Source organism: Pseudomonas sp. LBUM1674, from assembly GCF_059695635.1.
The window spans coordinates 1,766,605-1,783,425 of sequence record NZ_CP166779.1 but is presented as its reverse complement, the minus strand read 5'-3'; the positions used below and the strand labels follow the sequence as shown (position 1 = coordinate 1,783,425).

At 57.5% G+C, this 16,821-nt stretch carries 11 protein-coding genes and 3 tRNA genes; 4 read left to right on the top strand and 10 right to left on the bottom strand.

Translation table 11 applies throughout. The features are described 5' to 3' along the window. Complete coding sequence (locus tag ACA067_RS08350) at positions 1-1,041, top strand: AraC family transcriptional regulator (protein ID WP_497461346.1); 1,041 nt, start codon at positions 1-3, stop codon at positions 1,039-1,041. A gap of 344 nt (positions 1,042-1,385) precedes the next feature. On the opposite strand, the gene ACA067_RS08345 is transcribed toward ACA067_RS08350, so the two are convergent. The 10 genes from ACA067_RS08345 to ACA067_RS08300 all read right to left on the bottom strand — a co-directional run bounded on the left by ACA067_RS08345 (position 1,386) and on the right by ACA067_RS08300 (position 11,803). Then, positions 1,386-2,234 carry a DUF2242 domain-containing protein gene (locus ACA067_RS08345; RefSeq protein ID WP_497461345.1) on the bottom strand — a complete coding sequence of 283 codons (849 nt, stop codon included), beginning with the start codon at positions 2,232-2,234 and terminating at the stop codon, positions 1,386-1,388. A gap of 304 nt (positions 2,235-2,538) precedes the next feature. Continuing rightward, positions 2,539-4,410: a SurA N-terminal domain-containing protein gene (locus ACA067_RS08340; protein ID WP_497461344.1), complete on the bottom strand. Its 1,872-nt coding sequence runs from the start codon at positions 4,408-4,410 to the stop codon at positions 2,539-2,541. Positions 4,411-4,643: 233 nt separating this feature from the next. Then, positions 4,644-4,916, bottom strand: a complete 273-nt coding sequence (locus ACA067_RS08335; protein WP_002552737.1) for an HU family DNA-binding protein — start codon at positions 4,914-4,916, stop codon at positions 4,644-4,646. Between the two features lie 148 nt (positions 4,917-5,064). Continuing rightward, entirely contained in the window at positions 5,065-7,461 is a 2,397-nt protein-coding gene (gene lon / locus ACA067_RS08330) for an endopeptidase La (RefSeq protein ID WP_497461343.1), read from the bottom strand. Between the two features lie 175 nt (positions 7,462-7,636). Beyond that, positions 7,637-8,920, bottom strand: a complete 1,284-nt coding sequence (gene clpX / locus ACA067_RS08325) for an ATP-dependent Clp protease ATP-binding subunit ClpX (protein WP_007946893.1) — start codon at positions 8,918-8,920, stop codon at positions 7,637-7,639. Between the two features lie 109 nt (positions 8,921-9,029). Continuing rightward, positions 9,030-9,665, bottom strand: a complete 636-nt coding sequence (clpP, locus tag ACA067_RS08320; protein WP_064680636.1) for an ATP-dependent Clp endopeptidase proteolytic subunit ClpP — start codon at positions 9,663-9,665, stop codon at positions 9,030-9,032. Positions 9,666-9,757: 92 nt separating this feature from the next. After that, positions 9,758-11,068: a trigger factor gene (gene tig, locus ACA067_RS08315; protein WP_497461342.1), complete on the bottom strand. Its 1,311-nt coding sequence runs from the start codon at positions 11,066-11,068 to the stop codon at positions 9,758-9,760. 401 nt (positions 11,069-11,469) lie between these two features. Further along, positions 11,470-11,554, bottom strand: a tRNA-Leu gene (locus ACA067_RS08310). A 56-nt stretch (positions 11,555-11,610) separates the two neighbouring features. Next, a tRNA-His gene (locus ACA067_RS08305) sits at positions 11,611-11,686 on the bottom strand. Positions 11,687-11,726: 40 nt separating this feature from the next. Next, positions 11,727-11,803, bottom strand: a tRNA-Arg gene (locus ACA067_RS08300). 279 nt (positions 11,804-12,082) lie between these two features. Here ACA067_RS08300 and folD point away from each other — a divergent pair. From folD to pbpG, 3 genes are all read left to right on the top strand, one after another. Next, positions 12,083-12,937, top strand: a complete 855-nt coding sequence (folD, locus tag ACA067_RS08295) for a bifunctional methylenetetrahydrofolate dehydrogenase/methenyltetrahydrofolate cyclohydrolase FolD (protein ID WP_497461341.1) — start codon at positions 12,083-12,085, stop codon at positions 12,935-12,937. A 577-nt stretch (positions 12,938-13,514) separates the two neighbouring features. Next, positions 13,515-14,783, top strand: a complete 1,269-nt coding sequence (locus ACA067_RS08290; protein WP_497461340.1) for an IS110 family RNA-guided transposase — start codon at positions 13,515-13,517, stop codon at positions 14,781-14,783. Positions 14,784-15,678: 895 nt separating this feature from the next. Then, positions 15,679-16,617, top strand: coding sequence for a D-alanyl-D-alanine endopeptidase (gene pbpG, locus ACA067_RS08285; RefSeq protein WP_497461339.1), 939 nt, complete (start codon positions 15,679-15,681; stop codon positions 16,615-16,617). The last annotated feature ends 204 nt before the right edge of the window (positions 16,618-16,821 follow it).

Below are 16,821 nucleotides of genomic sequence, written 5' to 3'. Positions count from 1 at the left end.
ATGAAACCCTTGCCCATGCGTCTGGGCGATCTGTCGGTGGGCTTCGTGCACAGCCTGGCCGACGCCGTGCGCAGCCACGGTGCAGACCCACAGCCTTTGCTTGAGCAGTACGGCCTCGACGCGGCTCGCCTGAGCGAAGCCGGCGCCCGGCTCTCGATCCCGCGGTACATGCGCCTGGGCCACAGCGCCATTCAACTGACCAACGACCCGGCATTGGGTTTGCGCATGGGCCAGCTCAGCCGCCTGAGCCAGGCCGGCCTGGCCGGAGTGACCGCTGCCCAGGCGCCGACGGTGCGAGAAGCGGCGCGCTGCCTGATTCGATTCGAAGCCTTGTACGGCTCCAACTATCGCGGCCAATCGAGCTTTCATGAGGATGCCCAGGGCGCCTGGCTGCGCTTTTATTCCATCAGTCCTTACAACGCCTACAACCGCTTCGTGGTGGATTCGATCATCGCCGGCTGGTTGCAGCAACTGTCCAGCGTCAGCCCTGACCCGCTGCGCGCCGAACGCATCGAGATCGAGTTCCCGGCGCCGGATTACCGTGAGGCGTATGCCGTGCTGGGCGACTGCCTGATCCAGTTCGGTGCCGAACACAATCAACTGCGCCTGAGCCTGGCCAGCCTCGCCCAGCGCAATCCGCTGCACTGCCCGAGCACCTGGCGGCACTTGCTGCAACTGTGCGAACGGGAACTGGAGCAATTGACACGCACCCGCAGCCTGCGTGAACGCATTACTCAGTTGCTGGGGCCGTTGCTCAATGGTGGCCGGGAGCCCGACCTGGAAGAAGTGGCGGCACGCCTGAAGCTGCCGACCTGGACCTTGCGCCGCAAACTGGCCGAGGAAGGCACGCAATTTCGCGCGATCCTCAACGACACGCGCCGCGACCTGGCCATGACCTACATCCGCGACACCGAACTGGCGTTCGGCGAAATCGCCTACCTGCTGGGTTTTGCCTCAGCCGAAGCCTTTCAACGGGCCTTCAAGCGCTGGAATGGCCAGACCCCTGGCGAATTTCGCCGCAGCCATCGCCAGTCCGCCTGACGCCTACAGCTCGGTAGCGTCTTCGGCGGGTTCCAGCGGGTCGAGTTCGAACGCCTGATACTCGAGCAGTTCTTCTTGATAATCGTCCATTTTGAATCCCCCACGGCTTGTTTGAAAAAAATGCCTGAATAAGTGACCTGCGCACTGAGCATAAAGTGCCCGTGTGAACGAAAAATGACGCAGGCAAGACACTACGCGGCTACTTGATAAAACGTAGCAGGGGATCGGGAATTTATCACAGGATTTTTTCGATTCTGGCCGCAGAACTGTGACCAGGGTTGACGCGGGTCAATGATGAAGGCGGTTGTGGGATCGGTACCGTCTGGCCCGATCCCATAACATTATTACTGGGCAGTGACCGGCATGGCCGGAATTGGCTCGGTCGGCGGCGGCAGGCTCGAGTCCGCCGGTGGGGTGACGGTTTCGGTGGAGCTTGCCGGTTCGCTATTCTCCGCCGGGGTAATCGGTAAGGTTTCAGGCGGCGGTGCCACCGGCTCCGAGGCCGCAGGTGCCGGCTCCGGTTGCTGTACAGGTTCTTGGGCCGGAGCGGGAGCAGGTGCTGCCGCTGGTGCAGGCGTCGGCGCCAATTGAGCCGGTGCCGCCTTGGCTTCAGGCACGCCCAGGTCGGTTTTCGGCTTTTCCTTGATGTGCGCAACTTTCTTCGCTTCCGGCGGCAGGAACACCTCGACCAGGGCGAAGAAACGCTCGTAGAACTTGGCCGAGGACACGGTTTCGCTGGCAACCTTGACCATCGAGTCGTCGGAGGAGCCGATCGGCATCGATACCGAACCCAACACACCCACGCCGAGACTGGCGGAGTTGTTGGTCTTCTTCAGCGCATAGCGGTCCTGCAGGGCGTTGGCGAACATGGTCGCATGATGCCCCTCGGTGCCGTCATCGGCGCAGACCACACTGAAGCTGATCTCCATGTGGGTATCGCCGGTCTGCTGGAAGCTCTTGTGGCCGCTGACCAGTTTCGGGTCGCTGCTGGTGATGATATAGCCCTGGCTGAGCAACGCCCGACGGGCGGCCTCGCAGGTCTGCGCATCGGTTACCGGGTAATTGCGGGAAAAGGTACCGGAGTCATCGAAATTCTCATGCTCATAGATGGCGGCCTTTTTCGACGAGCAGCCGGCAGCGGCGGCCAATACCAGAGCCAGCCCGACGACATGCATGGGAATTGATTTAGACATTGAACATCCTGAAGAAACGGTCCGGGGCGTATTGTGCAACAGATCGATGCTTAGCGTCGTACCGATTGGTGTCTTAAAACAGTTACACGACTAGTGACCGTTTATATGCAGAAAAGTCGCTCGATGATTTCACCGTTCCGATGGGCAGGGTAAAAAATCAAAAGATCGCAGCCTGCGGCAGCTCCTACGCCGATCGCATTCCATGTAGGAGCTGCCGCAGGCTGCGATCTTTTGATTTTGCTTTTAAAAAAAAACCCCGGCTTTTGGGCCGGGGTCTTTGTGTTGCGCAAACCTCAATCAGGCATCAGAACCGCTCGATGTCCGCTTCGGCTTCCAGCTGCTTGCGGTAAGCCGCAAAGTCTTGCTGGCCAATGCGCGAGGCGAGGAAGCGACGGTACTGGGCCTTCTCTTCATCGGTCGGTGCCGCTGCTTCGTTCACGCCATTGAGACGCACGATCACCAGGCTGCCATCGGCCAGGGTCACGCTGCTGAAGGTCGGTTTGTCCTTCGCGGCGGGTTTTGGCATGCGGAACAGCGCCTGCAGCACAGTCGGGTCGATCCCTTCCTGAGCGCGAGTGGCGGCGGCGGTGACTGTCCAGTTCTGACCATCGATGGCCTGGTCCAGAGGGGTCTTGCCGTCGCGCAGGCTGGCGATCAACTCATCGGCCCTGGTCTTGGCGGCAGCACTGGCGTGCTCCTTGGCCAATTGCCCACGGATCGCGGCAGATACGCTGTCGAGCGGCAGTTGCGCAGGCTTGAGGTGCTCCTTGGCGCGCAGCACGATCACGGTTTCCGGATCGAGCTCGATGGCGGTGCTGTTGGCACCCTCATCCAGCACTTCAGGACTGAATGCAGCGGTGATCACCGCGCGGTTGGCCGCCACACCTTCGCCACCTTCACGGCCGAACGGCTTGGAGGTGTGCACGGTCAGCTTCAAGTCTTGCGCCGGCTGGGCCAGGTCGGAGGCCTCGAACGCCGAGTCTTCCAGTTGCTTGGTGGCCTCGACGAAACGCTGTTCGACCTGCTGGGTTTTCAGCTCGCGGGTCAGCTTGTCTTTCAGGCTGGCGAAGGTTGGAACTTGCGGCGCTTCGACACCCAGCAGCTTGATCAGGTGGAAACCGAAGTCGGTGCGAACCGGCTCCGAGACCTGATCCTTGGCCAACGCGTACAGCGCTGTTTCAAAGGCTGGATCGTAGACACCAGGACCTGCGAAACCGAGGTCACCGCCGTTGTTGGCCGAACCCGGGTCCTGGGAGAACTCCTTGGCCAGTGCCTCGAATTTCTCGCCCTTGGCCAGACGTGCCTGGACCTCTTCGATCTTCGCCTTGGCTTGCGCCTCGGTCACCTTGTCGTTCACTTCGATCAGAATGTGCGCAGCCCGACGCTGTTCGGACAGGTTCGCGGTTTCTTTCTGATACGCCGATTGCAGGTCTTCGTCCTTGACGCTGACCTGATCAAAGAAGGACGACTTCTTCAATTCGAGGTAATCGATGACCACCTGATCCGGCGTCATGAATTCCTTGGCGTGTTCGTCGTAGTAGGCTTTGACCTCATCGTCGGTCAGCTTCACAGCCGCCGGGTCGGTCTTGACGTTCAGGGAAGCGAAATCGCGGGTCTGTTTTTCCAGACGGGCGAAGGCCAGCACCTGTGCGTCGGTGACGAAACCGCTGCCTGCCAGACCGGCGCGCAGCTGGCCGATCAGCATTTCCTGAGCCAGCATCTGGCGGAATTGCATACGGCTGTAGCCGAGTTGACGGATGACCTGGTCGAAACGCTCGGCGCTGAACGCACCGTCCACCTGGAATTCAGGCGTTTGCAGGATCACCTGGTCCAAAGCCGCTTCGGAAAAAGCGAAGTCGGATTTTTCTGCGCCTTGCAGCAGCAGTTTGCGATCGATCAAGCCTTTGAGGGCCGATTCGCGCAACATTTTTTCGTCGAGCAAGGAAGCATCGAAGTCCTTGCCCAGCTGTTGCATGAGTTGACGGCGTTGCATATCGACCGCCTGGCTCAGCTCGCTCTGACTGATTTCTTCACCATTGACCTTGGCCGCGTTCTGGCTGTTGGTCGTGGCCTGGAAAATGGCTTCGACACCGGTGAATGCCATCAGTACAACGATGATCCCGATGATAGTCTTGGCAATCCAGCCTTGTGAATTGTCCCTGATATTCTGCAGCATGCGTCCCCCAGAAACGGTTGAACTTCAAAATTAGGCAACCGTGGAGCGTGGGTAGAATCCGGATAGAAGAAAGGCGCATCCGAGGATGCGCCTTCTCGTAACTGGCGGAGCGGATCGAGGGCTCGAACGTGCGACCCTCGGTGTCTCGGCACGGCGACTTGCCGACTGGACTACCGCTCCGCTGCCAGGTCAGGCATGACCCCGACCCGGATAGGCAAAAACCTGAATCGAACTTAGTTGACAGCTTCTTTCAGTGCTTTGCCGGCTTTGAAACCTGGTTTTTTAGCGGCTGCGATTTCCAGCGTCTTACCGGTCTGCGGGTTACGACCAATGCGAGCTGGACGATCGGTGACGGAGAACGTACCGAAACCCACCAGAACAACAGAGTCGCCAGCCTTGAGAGCGCCAGTGACGGATTCGATTACAGCGTCCAGCGCACGGCCAGCAGCAGCTTTCGGGATATCAGCGGATGCAGCGATAGCATCAATCAGTTCCGACTTGTTCACTCTAAGTCCCCTTATATCTATTTGAGTATGATTCTAAGTTTTTTGGTAAAAGCAAAAAAACGAGTGCTGAATGGCCTACAGACACTGAAGAGCCGCTTTATAACAAGGGCTCTAAAAAGCGTCAACAAGCCCCCCAGGCAAATACGTACTAATGCGTGCTAATTCTTTCCTTAGAGTCAGACTCGCGTTTTTCATCCTTTGCAACTATCTCCGGAGCCACATCAGGCAAGGGCTCCGGCGCGTATTGCAGCGCAATTTGCAGGACCTCGTCAATCCATTTAACCGGTTTAATCTGAAGATCTGCTTTGATATTGTCAGGAATTTCCTTCAGATCACGTACGTTCTCTTCAGGAATGATCACCGTCTTGATTCCGCCACGGTGAGCCGCGAGCAGTTTTTCTTTCAGGCCGCCAATCGCCAGCACCTGGCCACGCAGGGTGATTTCACCGGTCATGGCCACGTCCGCGCGTACCGGAATTCCGGTCAATGCCGAAACCAGGGCCGTGCACATGCCTACGCCAGCGCTAGGGCCATCCTTCGGGGTCGCCCCTTCCGGCATATGGATGTGCGTGTCGCGCTTCTCGTGGAAGTCCAGGGGAATCCCCAGGCTCTTCGCGCGGCTGCGGACCACGGTCAAGGCAGCGGTGATCGATTCGACCATCACGTCGCCCAGGGAACCGGTCTTGATCAACTGCCCCTTGCCGGGAACGACAGCGGCTTCGATGGTCAGCAATTCGCCGCCCACCTGAGTCCACGCCAGGCCGGTGACCTGACCGATCTGATCCTGGGATTCGGCCAGGCCGTAGCGAAATTTACGCACGCCGAGGAAATGTTCCAGCATGTCGGCCGTGACCTTCACCGAGAAGCGTTTTTCCATCGCATGCTCTTTGACCGCCTTGCGGCAAACCTTGGCAATCTGGCGCTCCAGCCCACGTACACCGGCTTCGCGGGTGTAGTAGCGGATGATGTCGCGGATCGCTTCGGCGTCGAATTCCAGCTCGCCTTTCTTCAAGCCGTTGGCCGTGATCTGCTTGGGCGAAAGGTATTTGACGGCGATGTTGATCTTCTCGTCTTCGGTGTAACCCGGCAGACGAATCACTTCCATCCGGTCCAGCAGCGCCGGTGGAATGTTCATGGAGTTGGAGGTGCACAGGAACATCACATCGGACAGGTCGTAGTCGACTTCCAGATAGTGATCGTTGAAGTTGTGGTTCTGCTCGGGATCGAGCACTTCCAGCAACGCCGAGGCCGGATCGCCACGCATGTCGCTGCCCATTTTGTCGATTTCATCGAGCAGGAACAGCGGGTTGCGCACCCCTACTTTCGTCATCTTTTGAATCAATCTTCCTGGCATCGAACCGATGTAAGTCCGGCGATGACCACGAATTTCCGCTTCATCGCGCACACCGCCGAGGGCCATGCGCACGAACTTGCGGTTGGTGGCGTGGGCGATCGACTCCGCCAGCGAGGTTTTACCCACCCCCGGAGGACCGACCAGGCACAACACCGGACCGCGAATCTTCTTCACGCGCTTTTGCACGGCGAGGTATTCGAGGATCCGCTCTTTGACTTCTTCCAGACCGTAGTGGTCGGCGTCGAGAATGTCTTCGGCACGGGCCAGGTCCAGACGCACCTTGCTCTGGGCCTTCCACGGCACCTGGACCAGCCAGTCGATGTACGAACGCACCACGGTCGCTTCCGCGGACATTGGCGACATTTGTTTCAGCTTGTTCAGTTCGCCCTGGGCCTTGGCCAGGGCATCTTTGGGCAGACCGGCAGCATCGATGCGCTTTTTCAGCTCTTCGATTTCGTTGTGGCCTTCGTCGCTGTCGCCGAGCTCTTTCTGAATGGCCTTCATCTGCTCATTCAGGTAGTACTCGCGCTGGCTGCGCTCCATTTGTTTCTTGACGCGACCGCGAATGCGTTTTTCGACTTGCAGCAGGTCGATCTCGGCATCCAGCAACGCCAGGACGTGTTCGACCCGGGCCGACAAATCGATGATTTCGAGGATTTCCTGCTTCTGCTCGATCTTCAGGGCCATGTGCGCGGCCATGGTGTCGACCAGGCGGCCTGGTTCGTCGATGCTGTTGAGCGACGACAGGACTTCAGCCGGGACTTTCTTGCCCAGTTGCACATATTGTTCGAACTGAGCCAGCAAGCTGCGGACAAACACTTCCGACTCGCGCTCGGGCGCTTCGGTTTCGTCGATCAGCGAGACTTCGGCGCGGCAGTGGCCGTCCACTTCGCTGAAGCGCTCCACGGCGCCCCGCTGCTCACCTTCGACCAACACCTTGACCGTGCCGTCAGGCAGCTTGAGCAGCTGCAGAACGGTCGCAATCGTACCTACGCGATAGAGTGCATCTTCACCGGGATCGTCGTCAGCAGGGTTTCTCTGAGCCAGCAGAAGGATCTGCTTGTCGCCGGTCATCGCTGCCTCGAGGGCTTCGATGGATTTCTCGCGCCCCACGAACAGCGGGATAACCATGTGCGGATAAACCACAACATCACGCAATGGCAGGAGAGGCAATTCGATGGTCGTCTTCATGATTTCGCCTCTACGGCGGCCGTAAGGCCGTAAACAGATGGATGTAAGCTTGAAACCAAGATGGGGGCTGGTTTGGAAAAAAACAAGCGGATAAAAGAGCGGCTTAAAAGATTATGGCCTGGCCACAATAGCAAAGGGGCCCGAAGGCCCCTTCTTTGTTCCAGCAGCGTGACGCTTAGGCGTCTGGCGCTGCCTTGGCAGCCGGCTCACTGTTTTCGTAGATATACAGTGGCTTGGACTTGCCTTCTATAACGCTTTCGTCGATCACGACTTTACTCACCTCGGACTGCGAGGGAATTTCGTACATGGTGTCGAGCAGGACGCCTTCGAGGATCGAACGCAGTCCACGGGCACCGGTCTTGCGTTCCAGGGCACGCTTGGCGACCGATTTCAGCGCGTCGGCGCGGAATTCCAGGTCTACGCCTTCCATCTCGAACAGCTTGGCATACTGCTTGGTCAGCGCATTTTTCGGCTCGGTGAGAATCTGCATCAAGGCAGCTTCATCAAGCTCGTCCAGCGTGGCCAGGACCGGCAGACGACCGACGAACTCCGGGATCAGACCGAACTTGACCAGATCATCAGGTTCGACTTCACGCAGGGATTCACCGACTTTCTTGCCTTCTTCCTTGCTGCGCACTTCCGCGTTGAAACCAATGCCACCCTTGGTGGAACGGTTTTGAATAACCTTTTCCAGACCGGAGAACGCACCACCGCAGATGAACAGGATGTTACGGGTGTCGACCTGAAGGAATTCCTGCTGCGGATGCTTGCGACCGCCTTGGGGCGGAACGGAAGCGACCGTGCCTTCGATCAACTTGAGCAGGGCCTGCTGCACGCCTTCACCGGAAACGTCCCGGGTGATCGACGGGTTGTCAGACTTGCGCGAGATCTTGTCGATCTCATCGATGTAGACAATGCCCATCTGGGCCTTTTCCACGTCGTAATCGCACTTCTGCAGCAGCTTCTGAATGATGTTCTCGACGTCTTCACCCACGTAACCCGCCTCGGTGAGGGTGGTTGCGTCGGCGATGGTGAACGGAACGTTCAGCAAGCGGGCCAGGGTTTCGGCAAGCAGGGTTTTACCCGAGCCTGTCGGGCCGATCAGCAAGATGTTGCTTTTGCCGAGTTCGACGTCGTCATTCTTCTTGTCACGCTGGTTCAAGCGCTTGTAGTGGTTGTACACCGCTACGGCCAGAACCTTTTTCGCACGTTCCTGACCAATCACGTACTGATCAAGGATGCCGCTGATTTCTTTAGGCGAAGGCAATTTATGCGCGCTGCTCTCGGCCTGGGCTTCCTGCACCTCCTCGCGGATGATGTCATTGCACAGGTCGACGCACTCGTCGCAAATGAAGACCGAGGGGCCGGCAATCAATTTGCGTACTTCATGCTGGCTTTTGCCGCAGAAGGAGCAATAGAGCAATTTGCCGTTGTCCTCGCCGTTGCGGGTGTCAGTCATTCGTTCGATCCAAATCCGATAGGCTTGCAACACAAGATGAAGGCTATTGCGGGCTTTTTCAAGCCCGCAGGTGGCCAGACAAGCCGACCGACCTTATTTTGAGCTGCTTTTAAGCGGGGCGCTGGTCGATCACTTGATCGATCAACCCGTATTCACGGGCGGCTTCTGCACTCATGAAGTTGTCGCGGTTGGTGTCGCGCTCGATTTCTTCAAGCGTGTGTCCACTGTGCTTGGCCATCAACGTGTTGAGACGCTCGCGAATGAAGAGGATTTCCTTGGCATGGATTTCGATATCCGACGCCTGGCCCTGGAAACCGCCCAGTGGCTGGTGAATCATCACGCGCGAGTTCGGCAGGCAGTAACGCTTGCCGGCGGCACCGGCCGTCAGCAGGAACGCGCCCATGCTGCACGCCTGACCAATGCAGGTGGTCGACACGTTAGGCTTGATGAACTGCATGGTGTCGTAGATCGACATGCCCGCCGTCACCGAACCGCCCGGGGAGTTGATGTAGAGATGGATGTCCTTGTCCGGGTTTTCCGCTTCAAGGAACAGCAGCTGCGCACAAATCAGGTTGGCCATGTAGTCCTCTACCGGGCCAACCAGGAAGATCACTCGCTCCTTGAGAAGACGCGAGTAGATGTCATAGGCGCGCTCGCCACGAGCGGATTGCTCGACAACCATCGGGACCAGGCCGCCTGCGGCCTGGATATCAGAGTTCTGCTGAATATAAGAATTACGGAACATGCTCTGCAGTCGCTCCCAAATAGTTTTGTCTTGAATACGCATAAGCCAGCTCGAGAGCTGGCTTATGGTGTGTACTTCTAACGCAAAATCAATCAGTCGGCTTGTGGAGCTTCTACCGGCTTGACCGCTTCTTCGTAAGAGACCGATTTATCGGTCACGCTAGCTTTCTGCAGAACAGTATCCACAACTTGTTCTTCCAGCACAACCGAGCGGACTTCGTTCAGCTGCTGGTCGTTCTTGTAGTACCAGGACACAACCTGCTCTGGCTCCTGGTAGGCCGAAGCCATTTCCTGGATCATTTCGCGAACGCGGGCTTCGTCAGGCTTGAGGTCGAATTGCTTGACCACTTCAGCCACGATCAGGCCCAGGACTACGCGGCGCTTGGCTTGTTCTTCGAACAGCTCGGCCGGCAGCTGGTCAGGCTTGATGTTGCCGCCGAACTGCTGAACAGCCTGCACGCGCAGACGGTCGACTTCGTTGGACAGCAGCGCCTTTGGCACTTCGATCGGGTTGGTCTCGAGCAGACCGTCCATGACCTGGTTCTTGACCTTGGACTTGATCGCCTGACGCAGTTCGCGCTCCATGTTCTTGCGAACTTCGGTGCGGAAGCCTTCCAGACCGGTTTCCTTGATGCCGAATTGAGCGAAGAACTCTTCGTTCAGCTCTGGCAGTTTTGGCTCGGAAACAGTGTTCACGGTCACGGTGAACTCAACGGCTTTGCCAGCCAGCTCGAGGTTCTGATAGTCCTCGGGGAAGGTCAGGTTCAACACGCGCTCTTCGCCGGCCTTGGCGCCAACCAGGCCGTCTTCGAAGCCAGGGATCATGCGGCCGGAACCCAGGACCAGCTGGGTACCCTTGGCGGAACCGCCGGCGAACACTTCACCGTCGACCTTGCCGACGAAATCGATGTTCAGCTGGTCTTCGTTTTGAGCGGCGCGATCGGCCACTTCGAAACGGGTGTTCTGCTTGCGCAGCACTTCCAGCATCTTGTCCAGGTCGGCATCGGCCACGTCAGCGCTCAGGCGCTCGACATTGATACCTTCGAAGCCGGCAACGGTGAACTCAGGGAACACTTCGAAAACCGCGACGTATTCCAGGTCCTTGCCCGCTTCGATCGACTTAGGCTCGATCGACGGCGCGCCGGCCGGGTTCAGCTTTTGCTCGACAACCGCTTCGTAGAACGAAGACTGGATCACGTCGCCTACCGCTTCCTGGCGCGCATCGGCACCGAAACGACGCTTGATTTCGCTCATTGGCACTTTGCCTGGACGGAAACCAGCGATCTTGGCCTTTTGGGCAGTCTGCTGCAGACGCTTGTTGACCTGAGTCTCGATGCGCTCAGCCGGCACGGTGATGCTCATGCGGCGCTCAAGAGCAGAAGTATTTTCAACAGAAACTTGCATGGATATTCCTCGTTGCACAGACGTTAGCCGGCCGTTTCCGACCCCAGAATCAAGGGCATGCATTCTAGTGGGTCAAACTCAAGAAGTCACCCTACTGAAAACGGGTAAAAAAGCAGCAGGCAATTTATAGGCGGGGACAAACGGTTATGCCTCGCCCTGTTAGCAAATACAGTCAATCAGGCCAAGGCTCTGCAGCAGCCCTTCTATATATAGGAAGAAGCGGCCATGTGCCCCCGACAGCGGGCGAATCGGCATCATCGAGAAACAAAAATGCGACGAGTCGACCTGCCCTCTCAACCCCGGAACCCGCGGTTGCCTTGGAAATTGCGACTTCTAAAACAAAAACGGCGCAGCCCTTTTCAGGTGCTGCGCCGTTTTCTGCTATTAAATAGCGACTTGTATGGTGCGGACGGAGAGACTCGAACTCTCACACCTTGCGGCGCTGGAACCTAAATCCAGTGTGTCTACCAATTCCACCACATCCGCGTATCAAGCTTTTAAAGCAAAGGCGCCAGACTGTTAATCTGGCGCCTTTCTAAATATGGGGTGGACGAAGGGGATCGAACCCTCGACAACGGGAGTCACAATCCCGTGCTCTACCAACTGAGCTACGCCCACCATATTGCCATGTTGCGTTACTTGTGCCAAAGCTGCCTAATGGCGCACCCGGCAGGACTCGAACCTGCGACCATCCGCTTAGAAGGCGGATGCTCTATCCAGCTGAGCTACGGGCGCCTGATTAATCTGTATTCTTGGACGATTACAAACTAAGTGCTTTCAGTCTCGCCGAATCAAACATCAACTCCGCTCAACCTTCTTAACCAGTGCTAGGCTGTGCCCGACAAGTGCGACGAATGTTATAGGTGACCCTGAAGGTCGTCAACTCTTTTTTAAAAAAAATTCATTTAATTAAAGGGGTTAGGGGAATTTGCAGACCAAGCGCCTTTGCCCTCACCTCATGACATGCGAGAATGCGCTCTCTTTTTTTCACCTCTCGATGGTTAATCACGCGCAATGACTGCACAACTAATCGACGGCAAATCGATCGCCGCCAGCCTGCGCCAGCAGATCGCCAAACGCGTCACCGAGCGTCGCCAGCAAGGCCTGCGCACGCCCGGCCTCGCGGTGATCCTGGTCGGCAGCGATCCTGCCTCTCAGGTTTATGTCTCGCACAAGCGTAAAGACTGTGAAGAGGTCGGCTTTGTGTCCCAAGCTTATGACCTGCCTTCTGAAACCACTCAAGAAGCGCTGACCGATCTGATCGATCGCCTGAACGACGACCCGGCAATCGACGGCGTTCTGCTGCAGCTTCCTTTACCTGAACACCTGGACGCTTCCCGGTTGCTGGAGCGCATTCGTCCGGACAAAGACGTCGACGGTTTCCACCCTTATAACGTCGGTCGCCTGGCCCAGCGTATCCCGTTGCTGCGTCCGTGCACCCCTAAAGGCATCATGACGTTGCTGGAAAGCACCGGTGCCGATCTTTACGGGATGGACGCGGTGATTGTCGGCGCCTCCAACATTGTTGGCCGCCCGATGGCGATGGAATTGTTGCTGGCCGGCTGCACTGTGACCGTCACCCACCGCTTCACCAAGGACCTGGCGGGCCACGTCGGTCGTGCCGACCTGGTCGTGGTTGCGGCTGGCAAGCCGGGGCTGGTGAAGGGCGAGTGGATCAAGGAAGGCGCGATCGTGATCGACGTCGGCATCAACCGCCAGGAAGACGGCAAGCTGGTCGGTGACGTGATCTACGACACCGCCCTGCCCCGCGCTGGCTGGATAACGCCGGTTCCGGGTGGCGTTGGCCCGATGACGCGTGCCTGCCTGCTGGAAAATACGCTGTACGCGGCGGAAACGCTGCACGGTTGATTGCGGTTATGGGCGTTTTCGCCTTTTGTTGAATGTGTACATATCCGTTGCTGCGGTCATGGCTGCTTGGGTCGGGGACATATCCGTTTCTGCGGTCACGGCCGCTGACGGTTTCGCTTTTACAGCGAGTCACTTGGAAAAGCCCCAAGTAACCAAGGGCTCTTGCCCCTTTCGTTCGGTGCCTCGCTAAGGCTCGGCATGCCCTCGCTCCGGCCCTGCTCCGTGGGCCCGCCGCCATCGGCCATCCATGGCCGGGGGCGGCTAACCCGGCATCCTTGCCGGGTTGCCCACTGCGCAGAACCTCCACTCGGCCTCTCGATATAGGTTGTCCGTTCCTTTCTTCTTCCATACTTCGGTGTCTGGAAGTCAGTTTTGATCAAGGAAGGAACATGCACCTGTGGGCTACGAATAGGCCTCTCAAGCACTCGATGATTACCTCCTCACCTTCGAGCCCCCAGGTGCGCTTGCGCCCTTTAACGAATACTCAGGGAAAGCCCGACACGGCTCTCTATATCGCTTTCGCTGGACGCAAGCATGCATGTCCCTGCATGTACTTTAGCGCCTGTGGAGGTTGTTGATGAAAACGCTCCTGTCTCAGAAATTCACTGCTTATATCGGAATAGACTGGGCAGATACCAAGCACGACGTGTGTTTGCAGGTCGCAGGGGAAACCCTGCGGCACTTTTCTGTCATCGACCACACGCCCCAATCGATTGATCGTTGGGCGAAATCGTTGTTTGAGCGCTACGGTGCTCCGATTGCGATTGCTCTTGAGCTCAACAAGGGCCCGTTGGTGGCTGCCCTGCAGAAATACGAGTTCTTTTGTCTGTTTCCGATTAATCCGAGCACCTTGGCCAGACACCGTAAAACCTTTGTCCGTAGCGGTGCCAAGGATGATCCGACTGATGCTCAATGGGCGCTTGAGTTGTTGCTCACTCACCCCCAACGATTTCCCCAGTTGATGCCGCAAAGCCCAGCCATGCGTATTTTGGCCTGCCTGACAGAACATCGGCGGGCACTGGTTGATGAGCGAGTGAAGGTCAGCAACCGCTTGATCTGTACGCTCAAACAGTATTATCCATTGGTCCTGGAGCTGTTTAGCAATCATGACACCGTGGTGTTCTGTGACTTTCTGATGCGCTGGCCCACGCTTGAACACATCAAGCGTTCTCGCCAGAGTGCCTTTCTCAAGTTTTTTAACGAGCACAACGCTCGTCACCCTCAACTCAATCAGGCGCGCTGGGAAATCATCACCAAGGCGATGCCTTTGACGCAGGATCCGGGGGTAATACGTCCTTCGCAGCTGTACGCGACAGCCCTGGCGTCGCAACTCAAAGGGCTCATTTCAACCATCAAGGATTTTGATCGCGAGATCGAAGAAACGGCCAACACCTTGGCCGATTACCCGATCTTTAAGGCACTCCCTGGCGCCGGCCAACATCTTGCACCACGTCTTATGGTGGCTTTTGGTGAACAGCGTGATCGATTTAGCGACGCCAGTGCGATGCAGCGATATGCCGGAATCGCACCAGTTACCCAGCGTAGCGGAAAGAAGAAAGTCGTGTATTGGCGCTACCAATGCTCAACCTTTTTGCGTCAGACCTTTGTCGAATGGGCCGCTCACAGCATCACTCAATCAACGTGGGCCGAGGCTTATTATCGGCAGCAGCGGGCTAAAGGCTGCTCATACCAAGCGGCCCTGAGAGCACTCGCTTTTAAGTGGATCAGAGTCGTCTATCGGTGCTGGAAAACCAGCACCGTCTATGACGAAAAGGCTTACCTACAGGCTTTAATGCGGCGCGGATCAACGTTGATCGAGGCGCCGATGGAGGTAGCCACAGGTTGACGGAGAGGCTCAGGGCGTGAGGGGGCGTGCACCGCAAAAGCAAAAGCCGAGGCGGCCTGCGGGCCGGCCTGGCTCTCCGATCCGCACGCAGGTCTAAATGTAGGAGCCGGCTTGCCGGCGAAGGCGCCCTGACAGCCGCCCCATCTATTCCGACCGTACTCGACCCCCTGTAGGAGCTGCCGAAGGCTGCGATCTTTTGATCTTGCCGTTGTTTCTCAGCGAGCTCGAGAAGATCAAGATCAAAAGATCGCAGCCTCGCTTCGCTCGACAGCTCCTACGGGGTAATGCGTTCGCTTGGAGCCAGGTCGGCTGGCAGGCCGCCTCGCTTCGGCTTTTTGGCGGTGCCCGCCCCCTCGAGAGGCCGAGCGCAGGTTCTGCGCAGTGGGCAACCCGGCATGGATGCCGGGTTAGCCGCGCACGGCCATGGATGGCCGATCGCGGCGGGCCCACGGAGCAGGACCGGAGCGAGGGCATGCCGAGCCTGGGCGAGGCACCGAACGAAAGGGGCAAAAGCGCTTGGTTACTTGGCGCTTTTCCAAGTGACTCGCTGTAAAAGCGAAACCGTCAGTGGCCGTGACCGCAAAAACGGATATGTACCCGACCCGAAAGAGCCGCTACCTCACAAACGGATACGCCCCCTCCAAAAGAAATCCATCCGCCCGCCAACCATCTCCTCAAGTGAACAGTATTTACGCCCCATGGCAGGGTTCTTTTTGCCTGCGGAAAATAGCTCGACCATCCGCCGGAAATTAGCTTTTTTTTCATGTTTCCAAGGACTTTGCGTCCATCCGTGAACAACCATCGACAGTTATTCAGCCATACTCCAGAATACCGCGCTTTTTTACGAAACAGCCCGTTACATAACGGCTTATCAACACCTTATGAGTCTGCCAGCGTGAAAATCCGTCTTTCCATCCTGAGCCTGTTTTTTGCTGTTACAGGGGCTTTCATCACGCCAATCACCAACGCTGCCGAAACCACCTCGGCGCCACGCGATACGAAACAACTGAAGATTGCGTCCGGCAGCGCCTTGCTGATGGATATGCAGACCAACAAGATCATTTATGCCAGCAACCCTGACGTGGTCGTCCCGATCGCTTCCGTCAGCAAACTGATGACCGGCCTGGTCGTGGTCGAAGCCAGGCAGAACATGGACGAATACCTTTCCATCAACATCAGCGACACGCCGGAAATGAAAGGCGTGTTCTCCCGGGTCAAGCTCAAGAGCGAGTTGCCGCGTCGGGAAATGCTGCTGATCGCCCTGATGTCTTCGGAAAACCGCGCCGCCGCGAGCCTCGCCCATCATTATCCGGGCGGCTATGTCGCGTTCATTGCCGCCATGAACGCCAAGGCCCGCGCGCTGGGCATGACCAGCACCCATTTCGTCGAGCCGACCGGCCTGTCCCCTCGCAACGTGTCCACCGCCCGCGACTTGAGCAAGCTGCTGGTGGCCGCACACAAGTATCCGTTACTGACCGAATTGAGCACCACCAAGGAAAAGACCGTCTCGTTCCGTAAACCCAACTACAGCCTGGGCTTTCGTAACACCGACCATTTGGTCAGGAAGCCGAACTGGGACATCAAGCTGACGAAAACCGGTTTCACCAACGAGGCCGGACATTGTCTGGTGCTGGTGACCAGCATGGGTAATCGCCAGGTGGCGTTGGTTATTCTCGATGCCTTCGGCAAATACACCCACTTTGCCGATGCCAGCCGTATTCGCAGCTGGGTCGAAACCGGCAGGGGCGCCGACGTGCCGTCGGTAGCCTTGCAGTACAAATCCGACAAAAACCTCAAGAGTCGGCAAAGTGGTGTGGTGGAAGCGTCGAAGTAAGACGAAACCCGTGCCGCGACCCCCGCTTGCCCGCTCTTGTAGGAGCGAGCTTGCTCGCGAAGGTCTCAAGGTCGACGCGTATATTCAGGTTTAACGCGTTATCGTTAATGTCCATCGCGAGCAAGCTTGCTCCTACAGGTAACGCGTTTATTCAGGATGAACGCGTTATCGTTGACGTCCTTCGCGAGCAAGCTCGCTCCCACA

Coding starts and splice junctions, on each gene's coding strand:
- clpX (WP_007946893.1), bottom strand. CDS start 8,920: ATGACTGACACCCGCAACGGCGAGGACAACGGCAAATTGCTCTATTGC.
- folD (WP_497461341.1), top strand. CDS start 12,083: ATGACTGCACAACTAATCGACGGCAAATCGATCGCCGCCAGCCTGCGC.
- ACA067_RS08340 (WP_497461344.1), bottom strand. CDS start 4,410: ATGCTGCAGAATATCAGGGACAATTCACAAGGCTGGATTGCCAAGACT.
- ACA067_RS08350 (WP_497461346.1), top strand. CDS start 1: ATGAAACCCTTGCCCATGCGTCTGGGCGATCTGTCGGTGGGCTTCGTG.
- clpP (WP_064680636.1), bottom strand. CDS start 9,665: ATGTTCCGTAATTCTTATATTCAGCAGAACTCTGATATCCAGGCCGCA.
- tig (WP_497461342.1), bottom strand. CDS start 11,068: ATGCAAGTTTCTGTTGAAAATACTTCTGCTCTTGAGCGCCGCATGAGC.
- ACA067_RS08345 (WP_497461345.1), bottom strand. CDS start 2,234: ATGTCTAAATCAATTCCCATGCATGTCGTCGGGCTGGCTCTGGTATTG.
- ACA067_RS08290 (WP_497461340.1), top strand. CDS start 13,515: ATGAAAACGCTCCTGTCTCAGAAATTCACTGCTTATATCGGAATAGAC.
- lon (WP_497461343.1), bottom strand. CDS start 7,461: ATGAAGACGACCATCGAATTGCCTCTCCTGCCATTGCGTGATGTTGTG.